Annotated in this window: 1 protein-coding gene; it reads right to left on the reverse strand. The window is 75.3% G+C overall.

Features of this window, described 5'->3' with window-relative positions; genetic code table 11:
- A partial coding sequence (locus tag FOE67_RS25530) for a hypothetical protein (RefSeq protein ID WP_182667182.1) occupies nucleotides 1-1,481 on the reverse strand: 1,481 nt, incomplete at both ends.

The following is a 1,481-nucleotide window of genomic DNA, read 5'->3' on the forward strand; positions in this document are numbered from 1 at the left end:
AGGGCGGGGAGGCGCTGCTGGAGGTGGGGTTCGCGCCTCTCGATGCGGCGGCGGGCGTCGCGGGCGGTGGACTCGCTGTCGCGCAGGCCGGCGGCGCGGAGGGCTTCGCGCATGAGGCGGGTGGTGGGGCGTCCGCCGTTGAGGCGGTCGTAGAGGGGGCGGATCGCTGCTTCGGCGGGGTTGGTGTACTCCTCGCCGGTGGGGGCGGTGTAGAGGACGGGGCCGTCGGTGGTGGGGCGTCGGGTGCCGCCGTCGGTGGGCACGTCGGGCGTCGGGCGTCGGGCGCCGTCGTCGTCGGGGGTGACGGTCGTTGGGGCACCGTCGGTGGGACGGGGCGACGTGGCGTCGGTCGTCGGGGTGGCGCCGTTGCCGTCGGCCGTCGGGGCGCCGTTGCCGTCGGCCGTCGGGGCGACGGGGACAGCGGGTGCCGTCGCCGTGGTGCCGTTGGCCGTCGGGGCGACGGGGACGGCGGGTGTCGTCGGGGTGACGTCGCGTCGGGGCGCCGTGGCGGCGGGGGGCGACGGCAGCTCCGGGACGGCGGGCGACGCGGCAACCGCCGCCGTCGGGGCCGCCGTGCGGGGTGCCTTGGTCAACGACACCGTCGGGACAACGGGGACGACGTCGGCCGGCTGCCAGGGAGAGGAGAGGTCCAGCTTCGAGAGCTGACCCGCGTTCAAGTAGACCGCGAGGCGCTTCATCAGGGTCTCGCGCTGCTCGTCGTCGACGCCGACGTCGGCGCGGGCGACGGCGCGGGCGGTGCGGGTGTCGAGCATGGACTCGCGCAGCCGACGGAAGAGGACGAGGCTGCGGTCGTCGAGGGCCTTGCGGCGGGCGGCGTAGGCGACGGCGCGGTGGGTGGCGCGGTCGCGGGCGATCTGGGCGGCGGTCCGGTCGCGGTTGGCGACTCCGAGGTAGGACAGCAGCCGCTCCCGGGCCTCCCTGATCAGGATGGCGGGGAGGCTGTTGGGGCGGATCTCGGGCTTGGCGTGCCGCAGCTCGATGCCCATGGCCAGGTGCCAGAGCAGGCCGGCGGCGACGGGGCCGAAGAACGCGCGGACGGCGCCGGCCACCAGGGACTCGGTGACCATGAAGCAGGGCGGGATCTGGGCGGTGGTGATGACCCACACCAGCGTGCCGGGCGTACCCGGGGTCCCGGTTTTGAGGACGTTGTCCCGTGCCATCAGGGCGGTGGCGAAGAGCGCGATCTCCCCGACCGCGAACATGAGGATGCGCTCCTCCATGGAGTCCATCTCGAGCCAGGCCGCGGCGAATCGCCAGGCGACGTCTGCGCTGTATGCGGTGCAGATGGCGGCGGCGATGGCGGCGGCGATGACGGAGCGGGGGGTGCCGGAGAGGGTGTTGCGGAGGGCGCGGGCGGCGCGGGTGGTGTGGGTGAGGGTGGTGCGCAGGACCGCGCGGACGGTGAGGAAGGTCAGGGCGGTCAGGCCGAGGGCGAGGAGGGTGGCGAGGGTGGCGGGGAC

It is taken from the genome of Streptomyces calidiresistens, assembly GCF_014141525.1.
Classification (GTDB): Bacteria; Actinomycetota; Actinomycetes; order Streptomycetales; family Streptomycetaceae; genus Streptomyces; species Streptomyces calidiresistens.